Below are 17,268 nucleotides of genomic sequence, written 5' to 3'. Positions count from 1 at the left end.
GGATCGCGCCATCAACACACCGGCAACAGACCAGGGACGCGGCAGAGACGATTCAGCACCCCTCCACCGTCGAGGTCAGCGGGCGAAACTCGCCAGCTTCGCCCGCAGCTGGAGCACGGACTTGGTGTGAATCTGGCTCACCCGGCTCTCGGTCACGCCCAGGACGTTCCCGATCTCCGCGAGCGTGAGCCCCTCGTAGTAGTAGAGCGTGACCACGGTCTTCTCCCGCTCGGGCAACGTATTGATCGCCCGCGCCAGAAACCTCCGCAGCTCCCGGTCCTCGGCGACCTCCACCGGGTTGTCGGCCGCGGTGTCCTCCAGCGTGTCCATCAGACTCAGCCGGTCGCCGCCTTCCCCGCCGACATGCAGGAGTTCCTCCAGCGCCACCACGTTCGCCAGCGACAACTGGCTGAAGACCGCGTGGAGTTCCTCCACCCCGATCCCCATCTCGCAGGCCACCTCCCCCTCCGACGGAGTGCGCCGCAGCCGCGCCTCCAGCGTCGCGTACGCCCGCTCGACATTGCGCGCCTTCTGCCGCACGGACCGCGGAATCCAGTCCAGCGCCCGCAGTTCGTCGATCATCGCGCCCCGGATCCGCGTGATCGCGTACGTCTCGAACTTGATCTCCCGTTCGATGTCGAACTTCTCGATCGCGTCGATCAGCCCGAACACCCCCGACGACACGAAGTCCGCCTGCTCCACATTGGCCGGCAGACCCACACTCACCCGGCCCGCCACATACTTCACCAACGGTGAGTAGTGCAGGATCAGCTGCTCGCGCAGCCGCTCGTCCCCCGTCGCCTTGTACGACCGCCACAACTCGTCGACCGTCGAGGGAGCGGGCGGGCGCACGCTACCGCCGTCGCGCGCGGCTGGGGGGATCGCCGCCCGATCGGGCCCGGAGGTGTGCTGGGGCATTCGTCGCCTTGTGCCGTTCTGCCGTGAACTGGGAGTGCCTGGGTGAGCTGTCGCTCTGATGTCGAGTTGCCTCTCTACGTCGGAATCCACGTGAGCGTAGCGTGACTGAAGTGTCGCAGTGCGCGAAGGGCGGAGGATCAGCCGTGCGCAGATACGTTCCGCTGGGCCTCCCTCGGGTCACGTTCGTCGCCCTGCGTAATCACCGAGAGTCGCCAACTGCGCGTATTGCCAAGGCTGTCGGCGTTCGCCCGGACGGCCGAACACGCTCGGTCAGCACCCGTGCCGATCGTCCCGGACCGAGATCATCGCCTGGCGTGTCAACTTCCAGCCGTCGCCGTGTCGTTCGACGAAGCCAAGTGAGCGGAGTTCGTACAGCCTCCCGACGACGTCGTCCGTCGTGGTCCGCGCCCCGCGGGCGATCTCGTCCACCGCCGCCAGACCGCGGGCCGGCAGCGCGGCCAGCACGCGTCCGGCGCCCGGATCCAGCAGGTCACGCGGCAGCACGGGCCCGCGCCGGTCCGGGGCCAGCTCACCCATGCCACCCACCAGTTCGGCGACTTCCGCGGCGTCGCTGACCAGGACCGCTTCCCCGCGCAACAGTTCGTGCACCCCGGCCGACAGCCCACTGGTGACCGGACCCGGCACTCCCATCGTGAACCGCCCGAGGCGCTGCGCCGCCCGCGCCGTGACCAGCGCCCCACTGCGGTACGCGGCCTCGACGACCACGGTCCCCCGGGTGAGCGCGGCGATGACCCTGTTCCTGAGGATGAATCTGCTCGGCGTGGGATGGTCACCTGGCGGCAACTCCCCTACGACCAGACCCTGTTCGGCGATTCTGTTGATCAACCCGGTGTGCCCGCGCGGATAGGGCCGGTCGACGCCGCAGGCCAGCACGGCGACAGTAGCCCCACCCGCCCCGAGGGCCCCTCGGTGCACGGCTCCGTCCACTCCGTAGGCGCCGCCCGACACCACCACCCAGCCCCGCTCCGCGAGCCCGGCGCCGAGGGTGGCCGCCACATGGGCACCGTACTCGGTACAGGCCCGCGCTCCGACGACCGCAACCGACCGCAGTGCCCACATCCGCAGGTTGGGCACCCCCCGGACCCAGAGGCCGATGGGCCGGGTGTCCCCGAGATCGTCCAGTTGCGCAGGCCACTCGGAGTCGCCGGGGCACACGAATCGCGCTCCGGCGTCCTGCGCCGCCGCGAGGTCCCGCTCCGGGTCGGCCCGCTCGGCCCGGGCCCGCAGCCCCGCCCACCGCTTGTCCGTCATCCCTGGTGGCCGCACCCCACACCCGACGAGCCGCCGGACCACCTCCTCGGCCCCGACCTCACGCAGCCAGCGCCCGCAGATCTCGTCCCCCGGTTCGACGACTCGCGTGAGAATGGCCCGGTGGAGCCGCTCGTCGTCCTGGCTCACGACAACGCGCCGATCGCCATCGGCACCCCGCGTGGAACCCCGGTGCGCAGTTGCAGGGCGAGGGCGACGTCCGTCGCGTCGGGCCGGTCGTGTCCCACCAGGTCCGCGACGGTCCAGGCGACGCGCAGGACCCGGTCGAGTCCACGGGCGGTCAGAACGCCTCGCTCCAGATTCCGCTCCGCCTCGTCCAACGCGCCCAGGCATGCGTACCACCGGCTGCGCAGCTCCCGCCCCGGCACTTCGCCGTTCGTCCGCCAAGGGGTGCCCGTCAGCCGCGCGGCGGCCCGCTCCCTGGCTGCCCGCACCCGGTCGGCGACCGTCTCGGTGGATTCACCCCGCGCGCCGCGCCGGGTCAGCTCGGAGCGCGTGACCCGATCCACCTCGACCCGCAGATCGACCCGGTCGAGCAGCGGCCCGGAAAGCCTGGCCTGGTAGCGGCGGATGGCGGAGGGCGGACACTCGCACAGCACGTCCCCCTGCGAGAAACGGCCGCAGGGGCAGGGATTCGCCGCCAGCACCATCAGGAACCGCGCCGGAAACCGCACCACACCCGCGCTTCGCGCGATCACCACATGCCCCGCCTCCAGAGGCTGACGCAACGCGTCGAGGACTTGGCTGCTGAACTCCGGGGCCTCATCCAAAAAGAGCACCCCCCGGTGGGCCAGCGACACCGCGCCCGGTCGTGCGACCCCCTGGCCCCCTCCGACGAGCGCCTGCATGGTCGCCGAGTGGTGCGGGGCGCAGTAGGGAGCGATGTCGACCAGCGGCTTGCCCGGTGGCAGCAGGCCCGCGATCGAGTGGACAGCCGTGACCTCGAGGGATTCGCTTCTGACGAGCCGGGGCAGGATGGCCGGCAGTCGCTCGGCGAGCATGGTCTTGCCCGCTCCGGGTGGGCCTTCCAGGAAGAGATGGTGCCCGCCTGCCGCCGCCACCTCAACGGCGGTCCGTGCCGAGAGCTGGCCCACGACATCGGCGAGGTCCTGGCCATGATCGTGCTGGGCGGCGCCCAAGCTGTGGATGCCCGTGGCCGCGCCCGTGCCCGGCATGCGCAGGCCCGCCAGCAACGGATCCGGCCGACCCTGCTCGTCCGGATCCTCGTCGGGCACCGGCTCGTCCGTGAGGACGGCGATCAGCTGGCGCAGACTGCGCACCCCGAGCACCGAGATCCCCGGCACCAGCGAGGCCTCGGCCGCCGCGCACTCGGGCACCACCACCTGCTCGTACCCCGCGTCCGCCGCAGCCAGCACCGCCGGCAGCACGCCCCGCACCGGCCGCACCCGGCCGTCCAGGCCCAGCTCCCCGATCATCACGATGTCGCAGAGCACCCGTGGATCGATCCGCTCCGAAGCACCCAGCACCGCACAGGCCACAGCAAGGTCGAAGCCGCTGCCGCCCTTCGGCACCGAGGCAGGGCTCAGCCCCACCGTGAGCTTCTTCTGGGGCCACGACGCGCCGGAATTCACCACCGCCGCCCGAACCCGGTCCTTGCTCTCCGTCAGACTCTTGTCGGGGAGGCCGACCAGAGTGAAGGCCGCGACGCCCGGCTCCAGATCCGCCTGGACCTCGACCACCACGCCCTCTACGCCGACGAGGGCCACCGCACACGTGCGCGCGAATCCCATCAGGCCACTCCCCGCGCGTGCTCGAGCACGGGTGCGCCACGCTCGGGGAGGACGACTCCGATCAGATCGATGCGGACGCCGCCGGGTGGGGCTCCGCCGTGTTCCTGGAGCCAGCGTTCCGCCAGACCGCGCAGGCGCAGCGCTTTGGCGGGGGTGACGGCCGCCATCGGGTGTTCGAAGGGCCCCGCCCTGCGGGTCTTGACCTCGCAGACGACGAGCGCGTCGCCGTCGCGGGCCACGATGTCGATCTCACCGGTCCTGCCGCAGCGCCAGTTCCGCGCCAGGACCGTCATCCCGGTCTCGGCCAGCCGGCGCGCGGCCAGGTCCTCGCCGTACTTGCCGAGTGCACTGCGTTGTGCGTTGCGTGTGTTCATGTCGGCACCACCTCCGGCGCCAACATTGCGGCCACTTCGACTTGCTATTGGATCTTGGTGGACAAGCAACCGACTGTGGACAACTCCGCCACCCGCAGGAGTGGCCTTCGCACGTCATCAGCCGCCCGGCAACTCCAGATCGCTCTTGTTCAGCTCCTCAATGTTCACGTCCTTGAACGTGAGCACCCGCACCTGTTTCACGAAGCGAGCAGGACGGTACATGTCCCACACCCAGGCGTCCGCCATGGACACCTCGAAAAACACCTCACCCTGGACCGAGTGCACCTGCATCTCGTAGTCATTGGTGAGGTAGAAGCGCCGTTCGGTCTCGATCACATATTTGAACAGACCGACGACATCGCGGTACTCCCGATAGAGCTTCAGCTCCATCTCGGTCTCGTACTTCTCGAGGTCCTCGGCGCTCATGGCATGTTCCCCTTCAGCCGTGCGTCCCCCTATTGTGCGCCAGCCCCGCGAGCCCCTAGACGATTTCGGTGTCGAGGACCTCGGGCCTGGCCGGGGGACCCTCGTCGAGCAGCCTGCGCAGCAGCTCGGCGAGCCTGGTCGGATACACCGTCTCATGTGCCTCGGTCAGTTCCTGGCACGTCCACCAGCGCGCTCCGGCGAGACTGCGCCGTTCCAGCTCCGTCAGCCCGGCGGCAACGATGTCCGCCTGCGTCGTACGGGCCAGGAAGTACCACTCGTCCTGGTCCCAGCGCCGCCCCGCGAACGGGAAGGAACACATCCGCCGCCACAGGACCGGACCCAGCTCGACCTGGGTGATGCCGGTCTCCTCCGCGAGTTCCCGCAGTGCGGCCTCCTCGCGGGTTTCGTCGCCCTCCAGTCCGCCACCGGGCGTGAACCACCAGTCATCCGCCGGATCGTCCGGCTCATGCCCGTGCAGCAGCAGAATGCGCTCCTGCGCGTCGAGCAGCACCACCCGGGCCACCTTCCGCGGTCCGCCGCCGTACGAGTCCTCGCCCGAGCCGTCGTCCGACGCCCCGGCCGTACCGTCGTCCGACGCCCCTGGCGACACCCCAGGCGCCCCAGACACCCCCGGCGCCTCAGACACCCCAGCCGTCTCAGCTGACACCAGCCGGCTCCGTCCGTGTCCGGCCACGCCGGCGGCCCATGCGCTGGGCGATCGGCCCGTACGCCGCTCCGCCCAGCACGAGCACCGCGCCGACCACCACGGCGGCGAGAACCAGTCGCAGCGGCCCCGGCGACGAGATCGCGCCGAGCGTCTCGAAGCCCGTGGGACGCGGCAGCATGCCGTCCATGGGCCAGGCCACGGCATCGACCCGGGCCTTCACCGCGCTGCGCGGCACCGTGCCATTGAAGGCCTCCGTGAGGTGGGCGGTGGAGTCCAGCGAGCCGCTGCGCTCGTCGCCGAGCAGGAACAGCCGTCCCTCGGGGACCTCGACGGTCGGGATCTGGGTCGACTCGGCGGCCTGGCCCTCGGGAAGATACGGTTCGTCGATCTTCTTGCCGTTGACGGTCAGCTTGTCGTCCGTGCAGCAGGCGACCGTGTCGCCGCCGACCGCGACGACCCGCTTGACGATGAGTGTGTCGCCCCAGCTCTCCTGCTTGAAGACGACGACGTCGCCACGCTCGATCTCACTGCCGTCGATCCGCTCGGCCAGGATGCGGTCGCCCGCCTTGATCGTCGGTGCCATCGACTCGGTCGGCACCGTGTAGGGCTGATAGACGATCGCGCCCCAGGCGAAGCCGCCGAGGAAGAGCACACAGCCGAGGGCCACGATCAGCCCCGACAGCACGCTGCCGAGCCGTCCGTGGCCCTCGTCCGTACGACCTGATGTTCTGCTCATCCCAGTGCTCCCCCAACTCGGAGAATCGATTCCCACGGCTCAGGTGCGGGCCGCGGAAGATCGGCGATCTGGGACGGCACCCTACCCGGCGGTACCCCGCCCAGAAACCCTCGAGTTTCCGACGGTAAGGCGGCGCCTGCGCCACAGCACCAGCGGCACCGCGCCCGCAAGACCGAGGGCGCCCGGAGCGGCCGCGCTGAGGTTCTGGTCGAAGGTGTCGGGAATCGGCAGCGTGGCCCAGCGGGTGGGCGGCCAGGCGATCACGATGGCACGGCCCACGACGTTGCCCACGGGCACGAAGCCCGCGTTCTTGTCCTGCTGGTGGTAGCGGGAGTCCAGCGAGTTCTGGCGGTGGTCACCCATGACCCAGATTTTGCCCTCGGGTACCTTCACCTTGAACTGGCCGCCCTGGTCGTCGACGCTGCACGGGGTGTTCCCGGCGTATACGTACGGCTCGTTCAGCGCCTTGCCGTTGACCTTCAGCGGGCCCGTTTTGTTGCACTCGATCGTGTCACCCGCGACGCCGATGACCCGCTTGATGAGGTCCTTCTCATCGGCGGACGGCATCAGACCGATCTTGCTGAGGATCTGCTGCACAGCGTTCGGATTGGGCGTCGGCTCGCCCGCGAGCCAGCTGTCGGGGTCGTGGAAGACGACCACCTCGCCGCGGCCGGGCTCGGAGCCGAACCACGGGGTGAGCTTGTCGACCAGGACCCGGTCGCCCTGCTGGAGGGTGTTCTGCATCGAGTCCGAGGGGATGGAGAACGCCTGGACCAGGAAGGTCTTGATCAGCAGCGCGAGAACCAACGCGATACCGATGAGGAGCGGGAGTTCCTTCCAGAAGGAGCGCGGCTTCTTGGACTTCGGGTCCTTCGCACCCGGCCCCTGCGTACCGCCACCGCTCCCGGAGTCACTCCCGGAGCCGACGACGTCTTCCGTGGCCGGGGCGGCCGATCCGTCGGTTCGCTCCGGCTCCTCGGGGCCATCGTGTCCGGATCGTGCGCCGACCGCCAAATCCCCCACATCCACTCCTTACTCCGTGCCGCCGCCTGCCCCGGATCCGGCGCAGGCCCACCACTCCCATAACGAGCGGGAGTTCCGCAGGGCTCGGGAGCGGGATCAATCCATTCAGATCCGCGGAGGCCACCCTATGCGACGGGCCGAGGGCGGTGGTCGACCCGCTCGGCACGGACGCGTATGTGTCCGGCTCCTTCAGACGGGTCCAGTGCCCGAAGGGCCAGGCGATGACCATGGCTCTGCCGACGACCGAGTCCTCGGAAACGGTACCGCTGTACTTCTCGGTGCGGTGGTAGCGGGAGTCCGCGGAGTTGGCCCGGTGGTCGCCCATGACCCACAGGCGCCCCTCGGGCACGGTCACCTCGAAGGCGAAGTCCGACGGCTTGTTTCCGCTGCGGATGTACGGCTCCTCGAGCGGCATGCCGTTGACGGTCACGCGCCCCTGGGTGTCACAGCACTTGACGGTGTCGCCGCCGACCGCGACGACCCGCTTGATCAGGTCCTTGTCGTTGTCCGAGGGCAGCAGACCGATGGCCGTCAGTCCCTCTTTGACCTGCTTGATGACGACGGGGTCTTCCTTCTTCGTGGTCTGCTCCCCCGCGAGCCAGTTCCCCGGGTCCTTGAAGACGACGACGTCGCCACGCTGGGGCTTGGAACCGAACCACGGCGTGAACTTGTCGACGAGCACCCGGTCGCCGATCTGGATCGTGCTCTCCATGGAGCCCGACGGGATCACGAAGGCCTGCACGAGAAAGGTCTTGAGCACCAGGGCTATGAGCACCGCGACGCCTGCGAGGAGGGGTATCTCCTTAATCGCGGAGCGCTGTCTGCGCCGCTTGACCTTGCGCTGGAGCTTGCGGCGCTCGGCGCGGCCGGGCCGGGCCGCCCCGCCGGCGGCGCGGCGCGTTCCGGTGGGCAGCAGGTTGTCGGCCTCATGGCTGGAGACCCCGCGCGGCCTGCCACGGTTACCCATGGGCACCGTCCGCTTTTTTCGAGTCGCTCGCCTCCGCGGCGGGCACGCGCGCGTAGCCGTCGGGACGCTCCAGCCGGGTCCAGTGGCCCACCGGCCAGGAGATCCAGTCGGCTCTGCCGATGACGTCACCGACGGGGATCATGCCGCCACCGGGAGATCCCAGATGGTCGCGGGAGTCGCTCGAGTCGCTGCGGTGGTCACCGAGGAGGAACAGGCTGCCGTCGGGCACTACGACGTCGAAGGCCACGTCGGACGGGCTGTTCCCCGGATACAGAAACGTCGACTCGTCGACCGACCGGCCGTTCACCTCGAGCCTCCCGTCCTTGTCGCAGCAGACCACATGGTCTCCCCCCACACCGACAACGCGCTTGATGTAGTCGGCGTTTCCGAAGTACCCGGTGCCGTCGAACACGACGACGTCGCCCCGCTGCGGCGCAGCACCGAAACGGTACGCCAACTTATTTACGAGAACGCGGTCCCCGATCCTCAATCCGCGCTCCATGGAACTGCTGGGAATCTGGAACGGCTGCATCACGAACTTACTGAACAGCACCAGAAACAGCAGGCAGACCAGCACGGTCAAGGTGATCCGCCCACCGGGGAGCCAGTCCGCGGCCCGGTCCACCAACGCGAAACGCGACCGGCCCTCCATACCCTCTGTGTCCGAGATCTCCTCGGACTCGGTGGGGCAGGAGGAGCGGTCGCGCTCCGTGTGCTGTGCTTCGGTGTCCATCGAAGCCAGATGTTATCCGGCGTCCATATGAACCCCTTCGCGAGCTCAGTTGTCGCGCTTCTCCTTGATCTTCGCGGCCTTGCCGCGCAGGTCACGCAGGTAGTACAGCTTCGCGCGACGCACGTCACCGCGGGTGACGAGCTCGATCTTCTCAACGATCGGGGTGTGCACCGGGAAGGTGCGCTCGACGCCGACGGAGAAGGAGACCTTGCGGACCGTGAAGGTCTCGCGGACACCGGCACCCTGGCGGCGGATGACTACGCCCTTGAACTGCTGCACACGGGAGCGGTTGCCCTCGATGACGCGGACGTGGACGTTGACGGTGTCACCCGGGCGGAAGGCCGGGATGTCGCTGCGCAGCGACGCGCTGTCGACGGAGTCGAGCAGGTGAGACATTTCTTCTGCTTTCTTCGCTGATGCCACAGGTCATCAACGGGAGATAGTTTTCCAAGAGGATGCTGCCGCGTCGGGGCGGGCGTCGTGTCCCCCTGTGGCAGGGGCGCACGCCTGGCGACGTACAACAGCGGCCTATTCTTCCACGGCCTCTGGTCTGCGCCAAAATCGACGGTGTGGCACCCCTTCGGGGTCCGGCGCCCAGCCCAGGATCGAGAGCATTTCGCGGTCCTTCTTGTCGAAGACGGACGGATCGCAGCGCTCGATGAGGTCGGGTCGATGGGCCGCCGTACGCCGCAGGGCCTCGTCTCGGCGCCAGCGGGCGATCTTTCCGTGGTGGCCGCTGAGCAGCACCTCCGGGATCTCCCGGCCGCGCCACTCGGGGGGCTTGGTGTACACCGGCCCCTCCAGGAGGTTGGCCATGGCCCCGGGGGCGAAGGAGTCGTCCCGGTGGGACTCGGCATTGCCGAGAACGCCCGGCAGCAGCCGCGCCACGGCCTCCGTGACGACCAGGACGGCCGCCTCGCCACCGGCGAGGACGTAGTCACCGATGGACACCTCGTGGACGGGCATCCGGGTGGCGTACTCGTCGATGACCCGACGATCGATGCCTTCGTAGCGGGCGGGCGTGAAGATCAGCCAGGGCCGCTCGGAGAGCTCGACGGCGAGTTCCTGGGTGAAAGGGCGTCCGCTGGGTGTGGGCACGACCAGGACGGGCTCGTGGGAGCCCGTCTCGTAGCCGTCCGCCAGTACGGAGTCCAGGGCGTCGCCCCAGGGATCGGTCTTCATGACCATGCCCGGGCCGCCGCCGTACGGGGTGTCGTCGACCGTGTTGTGGCGGTCGTACGTCCACTCCCGAAGATCATGCACGTGCACATTCAGCTGTCCACGCGCGCGTGCCTTGCCGACGAGCGAGACGTTCAGGGGGTCCAGATACTCGGGGAAGATCGTGACGACGTCGAGCCGCATTACGCCTCGCCCTGGGGGGAATCGATCTCGGCCTGATCATCGATCAGCCCCGGCGGCGGGTCGATGACGGCCCGCTGCTCCTCCAGGTCGATCTCGATGACGATCTCCTCGACGAACGGGATCAGGGCCTCGGTCCCGTCCGGCCGCTCGACCACGAACAGGTCCTGCGAGGGCAGGTGCGAGATCTCCGTGATCCGTCCGACCTCCGCACCGTCCTTGGTGACCACGTCCAGGTCCATCAACTGGTGGTCGTAGTACTCGTCCGGGTCCTCGGGCTGCTCGTCCGGGTCGACCTCCGCGATCAGGAGGGTGTTGCGCAGCGCCTCGGCGGCGTTCCGGTCACGTACGCCTTCGAAGCGCAGCAGAAGACGGCCACTGTGGACGCGGCCCGTCTCGATGGTCAGTGGTCCGGCGGAGGCCGGGTCGGTGAGCAGGACGGCGCCGGGCCCGAGCCTGAGTTCCGGCTCGTCCGTACGTACCTCCACGGTGACCTCGCCCTTGATGCCGTGGGCGCGGCCGACGCGAGCGACTACCAGCTGCACTGTGCTTGATCTCCTGTCGATACGACTACGGGCCGGGGTGGGCTCATGAGCCCTCCCCGGCCCGAGCCGGTGCTGCCTGTTACGTCAGCGGACGTGGTCCACGTCGACGAGGTCGACGCGGACACCGCGGCCGCCGATGGCACCCACGACGGTACGCAGAGCACGCGCGGTGCGGCCATTGCGGCCGATCACCTTACCGAGGTCGTCGGGGTGGACCCGGACCTCGAGAACGCGCCCACGGCGCAGGTCACGCGAGGCGACCTGCACATCGTCGGGGTTGTCGACAATGCCCTTCACGAGGTGCTCGAGAGCCTCCTCGAGCATGCTCAGGCCTCGGTCGACGCGGACTCGGCGGCGGCCTCGTCCTTCTTCTCAGCCTTCTTCTTCTGGGTGATGGCCTCACCCTTGCCCTCGTCGTCGCCACCGAGGGCGTCGAACAGCGGGCGCGTCGCCTTCGGCTCGGCCACGAGCAGCGGAGCCGGGGCGGGCAGACCCTTGAACTTCTGCCAGTCGCCGGTCAGCTTGAGGATGGCGAGAACCGGCTCGGTCGGCTGCGCGCCGACACCCAGCCAGTACTGCGCACGCTCGGTGTCGACCTCGATGCGCGAGGGGTTCTGCACCGGGTGGTACAGGCCGATCTCCTCGATGGCCCGGCCATCACGGCGGGTACGGGAGTCGGCGACGACAATGCGGTAGTGAGGCGAACGGATCTTGCCCAGACGCTTCAGCTTGATCTTGACTGCCACGGGAGTGGTGTCTCCTGGTCTTGACGTGGTTGGGCACGGCGAGATGGCCGCGTGGGGTTGCGGTACCCGAGTGCCCGATGGACGCGTCAGCCGGAGGAGAGAGGGGTCCTATGCGGCTGTCGAGTACAGCTAGCCATTGTGCCACACCCTGACAGCTCGCCTTCACCCGGCGAGGTGCACCTGCCCATGCCTCATGCCTCACCGGCACCCGGCGGCGTCGGCCCCGGGCGCCGCCGGGGCCGTCCGGCACCTGCAAGCAAGGTGTCGCGGCTGAGTACGGCTGCCACGAGCAGCCGTCCGCTCAGCTCGCCGCCGCCCCGACCACCTCCGGGATACGGAAGGGCTTGCCGCACCCCCCGCACACGATCGGCGCCTGCGCCAGCACCGACGGGACGACCCGCACATTGCGGCCGCAGTCGCAGACCGCCTTGACGCGAACACCTCCTCCGGAGGAGCCGTGCCGGGCGGCCGGGCCCCGGAAGGAGCGGGCCGTGTCGGCGGCGGTCGCGGCGGTGTGCGCCTTGAGGGCGCGCTGCAGCCGCTCGATCGTCGGGCGGTAGCGCCGCTTCGCCTCGGGGTTGAGCGTGACCAGGGAGAAGCCACTACTGGGGTGCGGCTCCTCCGGGTGGTCCAGGCCCAACTCCTCGGCGATCGCGAGGAATCTACGGTTGTGGTACCGGCCGGCGCGCGAGGTGTCGCGGACTCCGCGGGCGGCGGCGATGCCGTGGACTGCTTCATGAAGCAGTCGCTCGAAAGAGAGCTCGTGTCCGCAGGCGGACGACGACTCTCCGATCAGGGACTCTGGCGCGGCAAGATCGGGCAGCTCGGGGTGGTGCCGCTGAATATCGGCCCACGCCCCTGCCAGCTCTGCGGCGAGAACAGGTGGTGTCGTGCTCACGTAATGACAACGAGCCGAGGTGCCTCTGTGTTCCTATTCCGGGGCATCCCAAATAATTTGCACGTACCCGTCAGTTGCCACTGATGCGTCCTGACGAGGGCGGGTGCGCTGATCTGCGGAGAAGCCTCACAGCTCATAGCAAGCCGGTACGTAGTCACATGTACGCCCCGGCGCGTAGACAAGGTCAGCGCGCCGGGGCACCTGTGTTCAACAGATACGCAAGAGGCGTTTCGGTCACCCTCGGGACGACTCAGTAGGCGCGCGCCACGACGGCGACGTTACCCGGTGCGTCGTCGGCGCCGGGCACCGACCCGTCCTCGGCGACCAGACACCGTACGGTCACGGAGTGCTCGGCGAGCTTGGCCTCACCCTCTTCACCAAGGTCGGCCCAGGGGATGCGCGCCCAGCCGCCGGCGGTGGCCGCCTCGACGGCCTCCTCGATCGTCGACACGTCCGACGTGCGGGACCGGCGGCGTTCGCGGGACTGCTGCAGAAGCAGCGCCTGGTCCTCTTCGAGGACCGTGGGGAGCAGTCCCACCAGAGCGTCGAGGGCGACCGGCTCCTTGCCGCCGGGGATGCGGCGGGCCAGCATCGCGGTGCCGTTCTCCAGGTCACGGGGGCCGACCTCGATGCGTACGGGCACGCCCTTGAGCTCCCAGTCGACGGCGCGGCGCCCGAACGGGGTGTCCGTGCGGTCGTCCACCTGAACGCGTACGCCCGCAGCCCTCAGCCGATCGCCGATTTCGTGGACCTTGGCCAGAACCGCTTCGTCGCCCTTGATCGCGAGGACGACGGCCTGCACGGAGGCCAGCCGGGGCGGCACCCGCAACCCATTGTCATCGCCGTGCGACATGATCAGGCCACCCACCATGCGGGTCGACGACCCCCAGGAGGTCTGCCAGACGAGCTCCTGCTTGCCGTCCTTGGACAGGTACTGGGTGTGGAATGCCTTGGCGAAGTTCTGGCCCAGCTCGTGGCTGGTGCCCATCTGGAGCGCCTTCCCGTCGCCCATCATGGCTTCGAGCGTGAGGGTGTTGATGGCGCCGGCGAACCGCTCGCTCGGGGTCTTGCGGCCGAGCACCACGTCGATGCCGAGGACGTTCACCATGAAGTCCTCGTACACCTCCTTGTGGATGTACGCGGCGTAGTCCCGTGCGTCCTCGTACGTGGCGTGCGCGGTGTGGCCCTCCTGCCAGAGGAATTCCGTCGTGCGGAGGAACACGCGCGGGCGCATCTCCCAACGAACGACGTTCGCCCACTGGTTGATGAGCAGCGGGAGGTCGCGGTAGCTCTGGACCCACTTGGAGAAGTAGTCGTTGATGATCGTCTCGGAGGTGGGGCGGACGACGACCGGCTCCTCCAGCTCCTTGCCGCCGCCGTGCGTGACGACCGCGAGCTCCGGGGCGAAGCCCTCGACGTGCTCGGCCTCCCTCGTCAGATACGACTGCGGGATGAAGAGCGGGAAGTACGCGTTCTGGGCGCCCGCTTCCTTGATGCGGGCGTCCATCTCCTGCTGCATCCGCTCCCACAGCCCGTACCCGTACGGTCGGATGACCATGGTGCCGCGCACCGGCCCGTTGTCGGCCAGCTCGGCCTTGTTGATCAGGTCCTGGTACCAGCGCGGGAAGTCGGCCGCCTGGGGCGTGAGAACAGGTGCCTTTGCCATGGCGCGATGGTACGGGCACACGTTGCCGGGATGTGAATTCTTGCGCCACGCGCAGGCAGCGCACAAGCCGGGTGCCACAACCCCTGGACGCGGGGACGAGCGCGGAGTTTCCTGACATACGGGGGGAGTGCGCGCGCACTGCACGGGGGCTGGGGAACGGGGCACAGAGGCAAACTCTCGGCGGATTGGGGCGCTTTCGATGACACCTACGCTCGTGCGGCAGCACCTACCTCACGCGGGAGCGACACCCCGCGTGTATTTGCGTGCACGCGCGCGTGACTGGGCCGAGATCCAGGAGCGGATGCTGGTGCCGCTCTACGAGGCCGTCCACGAGCGACTCGAAGTGGGCGGCGGGACGCGGCTCCTCGGCCTCGGCTGCGGATCGGGGCTGGCCCTTTTGCTGGCGGCCTCCAGGGGTGCCGCGGTGACCGGTGTCGACGCCGACTCGCCCGAGCGGCTGGCGCTCGCCCGGGAGCGGCTGCTGCCGGAGGCGTGGGGCACGCACGCGCGTGCCGACGCCCGGATCGTGGCGGGGTCCCCTTCGGACCTCGTCGACGCGAACACGCCCGCGTACACGCTGGTGACCGCGTTCGAGCCGCTCGGGGGTGCGGCCGGGGACTCCGAAGGGCTCGTCGAGCTTGTGCGGGAGGCTGCTCCGCTCGCCGAGCGGGGGGCGCCCGTGGTGCTTGTCGGGTGGGGGCCGCCGGAGCGTTGCGCCACGTCCGCGGTGCTGCGGGAGGTCGCCGGGCCGGCCGACACGGTGCGGGCCGATCGTCGCGACGACCTGGAGGAGGTCGCCCAGCGGGCCGGGTTCCGGCCGGACGGATCGGGGCGGGTCGCGTGTCCCTTCGGGTACGCGGACGTGGAGAGTGCGGTACGGGGGTTGTTGTCGACCGGGCTGTTCGATGTGGCCCTTGGTGCTACGGACCTGGTTCAGGTCGGCAAGGAACTCACGGAGGCGCTTCAGCCTCATCGTCGGCGGGACGGGACGGTGTGGATGCCCAACGTCTTTCGGTACCTGATCGCGCGTACGCGGTGAGGTCCGGGGTTCCTCGCCCTCGCCGCCCCTACCTCTCCCATCCCCCGATCGCCCGAAGGGCTCGTCCTCGAACGCCGGACAGGTCCTAAGAGGTCTCCTTCTTCAATCGCGGGATCCCCGCGATGCGGTACGCCTCCGCCTCCTCCAGCGTCTCGTTCGCCAGCAACGCCTCCGCCAGCGCGTCCAATTGGGCGCGGTGGTCACGGAGTTTCTCGCAGGCCTCCTCGTAGCACTCGTCGACGATGCGGCGCATCTCGTGGTCGATCGAGTCGAGGGTGGCCGGGGCGGCGGCGAGGCCGTAGGCCTGCTGGGGGTCGTTCGGGAGGGCGGAGAGGCGGCCGATACGTTCGCTCATGCCCCAGCGGGCGACCATGCCGCGGACGATGTTGGTGACCTGTTCGAGGTCGTTCTCGGAGCCCGTGGTGATGACTCCGTAGACGACGTGTTCGGCGGCCATGCCGCCCAGCGCGCCGATGATGCGGCCGCGCAGGTACTCCTCCGTGTACGAGTACCTGTCGGCGTCCGGGGTGGAGAGTGTGACGCCCAGGGCGCGGCCGCGCGGGACGATGGTGATCTTGCGGACCGGGTCGGCGCCCGGCTGCAGCATGCCGAGGAGGGCGTGGCCGCTCTCGTGGTGGGCCGTGCGGTGGCGCTCCTCCTCGGGCATCACCAGCGACCGTTCGGCGCCCAGCTGCACCTTTTCCAGCGCCTCGGAGAGGTCCGTCTGTGTCACCTGCTCCTGCTGGCGCTTGACCGCGAGCAGGGCCGCCTCGTTGGCGAGGTTGGCCAGGTCCGCGCCGGTCATACCCGGCGTCGTACGGGCCACCTGCCCGAGGTTCACGTCGGGGGCGAGCGGGATTTCGCGGGTGTGGATCTCCAGGATCGCCTCGCGGCCGCCGCGGTCGGGGGGTGAGACCTGGACGGTCCGGTCGAAGCGGCCGGGGCGGGTCAGCGCCGGGTCCAGGATGTCCGCGCGGTTCGTCGCCGCGATGACGATGACGCCCTCGGAGCCCGAGAAGCCGTCCATCTCGGTGAGGATCTGGTTCAGCGTCTGCTCGCGCTCGTCGTGACCGCCCATCGCGGAACCGCCGCCGCGGGCCCGGCCGATGGTGTCGATCTCGTCGATGAAGATGATGGAGGGGGCCACTTTGCGGGCCTCGGCGAACAGTTCACGCACGCGCGAGGCGCCCACGCCCACGATCATCTCGATGAATTCCGAGGCCGAGGCAGAGAAGAACGGGACTCCCGCCTCTCCCGCGACCGCCCGCGCGAGCAGGGTCTTTCCCGTGCCGGGCGGGCCCGCCAGGAGCACGCCTCGCGGCATCTTCGCGCCCATCCTGCGGTAGGCGTCGGGATTCTTGAGGAAGTCCACGACGTCGTTCAGTTCGCCCGCGACCTCGTCGATTCCGGCCACGTCCGCGAAGGTCGTGCGGGGGGCACCGGGCTCCAGTTCGATCGGCTTCGGGGGTGCCTTGCGGCCGAGCATGCCGCCCGCGCCACCCAGGCCGCCGCCCGTCCGCATCCGCCGGGCGAAGAAGATCCACAGCGCCACCAGGAGCACCATCGGGGCCAGGGAAAGCAGCAGGTTGGACAGGAAACTGCGCTGCTGCACCACCGGCGAGGCGGTCACCGTGACGTTGCGCTGCTCCAGGTTCCGCCAGAGCTGGTCGTCCGCGAAGGACGGGCGCTGGGTCTTGAACTTGGTGTACTTCCCGTCGCCCTCCGGGTTGTCCTGGGCGTTCTTGAGCTGGCCCTGGATCGCGTCGCCCTTGGAGTAGATCTTGGTGACGTTGCCCTCGTCGACCTGCTTGCTGAACTCCGTATACGAGATCGTCGGCTCGTCGCCCTCGTTGAACAGGGACAGCGCCAGGATGGCGGCCAGGAACACGACAAGAGCGGCGACGACCAGCCCGATCCAGCCGCCCGGCATCTTCCACCTGCCGGAGGGCGACTCGGGCGGCGTGCCCTCGGTATGCCACGGCTGGTCAGGGGCCTTGCGCGGCGGCACACGGGGGTTGCTCATATTCGGACGTTACGACATACAGCGGACACCGGCACCCTCGGACGGCGGGCACGGCACGGTGACGCGCCTGGGGGCGCCCCTCCGACGAGGGGCGCCCCCAGGCGCGT

The 17,268-nt window shown here is 69.3% G+C and carries 19 protein-coding genes; 1 reads left to right on the top strand and 18 read right to left on the bottom strand.

All coding sequences use genetic code 11. The features are described from left to right. Positions 1-75: 75 nt before the first annotated feature. From whiG to proS, 17 genes are all read right to left on the bottom strand, one after another. Complete coding sequence (whiG, locus tag AB0D57_RS12395; RefSeq protein ID WP_362070755.1) at positions 76-918, bottom strand: RNA polymerase sigma factor WhiG; 843 nt, start codon at positions 916-918, stop codon at positions 76-78. A gap of 270 nt (positions 919-1,188) precedes the next feature. Beyond that, entirely contained in the window at positions 1,189-2,337 is a 1,149-nt protein-coding gene (dprA, locus tag AB0D57_RS12390) for a DNA-processing protein DprA (RefSeq protein WP_362070753.1), read from the bottom strand. Next, a complete protein-coding gene (locus tag AB0D57_RS12385; RefSeq protein ID WP_362070751.1) occupies positions 2,334-3,959 on the bottom strand; it encodes a YifB family Mg chelatase-like AAA ATPase in 1,626 nt (541 codons plus the stop codon). The genes dprA and AB0D57_RS12385 overlap by 4 nt, the downstream gene beginning before the upstream one ends. Next, complete coding sequence (locus tag AB0D57_RS12380) at positions 3,959-4,333, bottom strand: YraN family protein (protein WP_362070749.1); 375 nt, start codon at positions 4,331-4,333, stop codon at positions 3,959-3,961. The genes AB0D57_RS12385 and AB0D57_RS12380 overlap by 1 nt, the downstream gene beginning before the upstream one ends. A 117-nt stretch (positions 4,334-4,450) precedes the next feature. Further along, on the bottom strand, positions 4,451-4,759 hold the full coding sequence (locus AB0D57_RS12375; protein WP_003965949.1) for a DUF2469 domain-containing protein: 309 nt from the start codon (positions 4,757-4,759) through the stop codon (positions 4,451-4,453). Positions 4,760-4,814: 55 nt separating this feature from the next. After that, on the bottom strand, positions 4,815-5,369 hold the full coding sequence (locus tag AB0D57_RS12370) for an NUDIX hydrolase (RefSeq protein ID WP_362070747.1): 555 nt from the start codon (positions 5,367-5,369) through the stop codon (positions 4,815-4,817). Positions 5,370-5,415: 46 nt separating this feature from the next. Then, on the bottom strand, positions 5,416-6,162 hold the full coding sequence (lepB, locus tag AB0D57_RS12365; protein ID WP_362070745.1) for a signal peptidase I: 747 nt from the start codon (positions 6,160-6,162) through the stop codon (positions 5,416-5,418). Positions 6,163-6,243: 81 nt separating this feature from the next. Next, a complete protein-coding gene (lepB, locus tag AB0D57_RS12360; RefSeq protein WP_362070743.1) occupies positions 6,244-7,185 on the bottom strand; it encodes a signal peptidase I in 942 nt (313 codons plus the stop codon). Beyond that, positions 7,073-8,152: a signal peptidase I gene (gene lepB, locus AB0D57_RS12355; protein WP_362070741.1), complete on the bottom strand. Its 1,080-nt coding sequence runs from the start codon at positions 8,150-8,152 to the stop codon at positions 7,073-7,075. Before lepB (AB0D57_RS12355) ends, lepB (AB0D57_RS12360) begins: the two co-directional genes overlap by 113 nt. Next, positions 8,145-8,885: a signal peptidase I gene (lepB, locus tag AB0D57_RS12350; protein WP_362070739.1), complete on the bottom strand. Its 741-nt coding sequence runs from the start codon at positions 8,883-8,885 to the stop codon at positions 8,145-8,147. Before lepB (AB0D57_RS12350) ends, lepB (AB0D57_RS12355) begins: the two co-directional genes overlap by 8 nt. A 45-nt stretch (positions 8,886-8,930) precedes the next feature. Further along, a complete protein-coding gene (gene rplS / locus AB0D57_RS12345) occupies positions 8,931-9,281 on the bottom strand; it encodes a 50S ribosomal protein L19 (protein ID WP_054235359.1) in 351 nt (116 codons plus the stop codon). Between the two features lie 132 nt (positions 9,282-9,413). Beyond that, positions 9,414-10,247 carry a tRNA (guanosine(37)-N1)-methyltransferase TrmD gene (gene trmD, locus AB0D57_RS12340; protein ID WP_362070736.1) on the bottom strand — a complete coding sequence of 278 codons (834 nt, stop codon included), beginning with the start codon at positions 10,245-10,247 and terminating at the stop codon, positions 9,414-9,416. Further along, a complete protein-coding gene (rimM, locus tag AB0D57_RS12335) occupies positions 10,247-10,789 on the bottom strand; it encodes a ribosome maturation factor RimM (RefSeq protein WP_362070734.1) in 543 nt (180 codons plus the stop codon). Before rimM ends, trmD begins: the two co-directional genes overlap by 1 nt. Before the next feature lie 84 nt (positions 10,790-10,873). After that, positions 10,874-11,113 (bottom strand): RNA-binding protein, encoded by a 240-nt coding sequence (locus AB0D57_RS12330; RefSeq protein WP_005479813.1) that lies wholly within the window; start codon positions 11,111-11,113, stop codon positions 10,874-10,876. Between the two features lie 2 nt (positions 11,114-11,115). Next, entirely contained in the window at positions 11,116-11,535 is a 420-nt protein-coding gene (gene rpsP, locus AB0D57_RS12325) for a 30S ribosomal protein S16 (RefSeq protein WP_362070732.1), read from the bottom strand. 301 nt (positions 11,536-11,836) lie between these two features. After that, positions 11,837-12,433 (bottom strand): hypothetical protein, encoded by a 597-nt coding sequence (locus AB0D57_RS12320; protein ID WP_054235363.1) that lies wholly within the window; start codon positions 12,431-12,433, stop codon positions 11,837-11,839. A 250-nt stretch (positions 12,434-12,683) separates the two neighbouring features. Next, the gene (gene proS / locus AB0D57_RS12315) at positions 12,684-14,099 is read right to left on the bottom strand and encodes a proline--tRNA ligase (RefSeq protein ID WP_362070729.1); all 1,416 of its coding nucleotides are present in this window, start codon (positions 14,097-14,099) and stop codon (positions 12,684-12,686) included. 199 nt (positions 14,100-14,298) lie between these two features. Here proS and AB0D57_RS12310 point away from each other — a divergent pair, with 199 nt between their 5' ends. Beyond that, the gene (locus AB0D57_RS12310) at positions 14,299-15,138 is read left to right on the top strand and encodes an SAM-dependent methyltransferase (RefSeq protein ID WP_362070727.1); all 840 of its coding nucleotides are present in this window, start codon (positions 14,299-14,301) and stop codon (positions 15,136-15,138) included. 85 nt (positions 15,139-15,223) lie between these two features. Here AB0D57_RS12310 and ftsH read toward each other — a convergent pair whose 3' ends face one another. Further along, positions 15,224-17,161 (bottom strand): ATP-dependent zinc metalloprotease FtsH, encoded by a 1,938-nt coding sequence (ftsH, locus tag AB0D57_RS12305; protein WP_362070725.1) that lies wholly within the window; start codon positions 17,159-17,161, stop codon positions 15,224-15,226. Between the last annotated feature and the right edge of the window lie 107 nt (positions 17,162-17,268).

The organism is Streptomyces sp. NPDC048275, assembly GCF_040652275.1.
Classification (GTDB): Bacteria; Actinomycetota; Actinomycetes; order Streptomycetales; family Streptomycetaceae; genus Streptomyces.
Note: the sequence above shows the minus strand (reverse complement) of the source record. Positions and strands in the feature narration are given on the sequence as shown.